This is a genomic window from Butyricicoccus sp. AM32-19, from assembly GCF_003480365.1.
Taxonomy (GTDB): domain Bacteria; phylum Bacillota; class Clostridia; order Oscillospirales; family Butyricicoccaceae; genus Agathobaculum; species Agathobaculum butyriciproducens.
The window spans coordinates 1-283 of the sequence record NZ_QUIX01000032.1 but is presented as its reverse complement, the minus strand read 5'-3'; the positions used below and the strand labels follow the sequence as shown (position 1 = coordinate 283).

At 56.9% G+C, this 283-nt stretch carries 1 pseudogene; it reads right to left on the bottom strand.

Features of this window, described 5'->3' with window-relative positions:
• Nucleotides 1-283, bottom strand: a pseudogene (locus DW806_RS15330) (inositol 2-dehydrogenase); the annotation flags it as partial.

Below are 283 nucleotides of genomic sequence, written 5' to 3'. Positions count from 1 at the left end.
ACTCGGTAGCAGCCTTAGCCATGAGAACCGGACGCAGGCCGTCGATAGCGCCGACAGCAGTCGGGGTATCGTTGTTGATTGCATCAACGAAGGAGATAACCTGGTTGATGAATGCCTGGTTGTAACGCTCGAGGAAGAACCACAGCGGCTTCTCGGAGTGAGCGCCATCCTTGGTCAGTACGGTGGTGGTGTTCAGCAGGTCGTTAGCATCGGAAGCCATGCCCTTAGAGCCGAACGCCTCAACGCGCTGGTCGTAGCCGTAAACTGCCTGACGGGAGTTGTT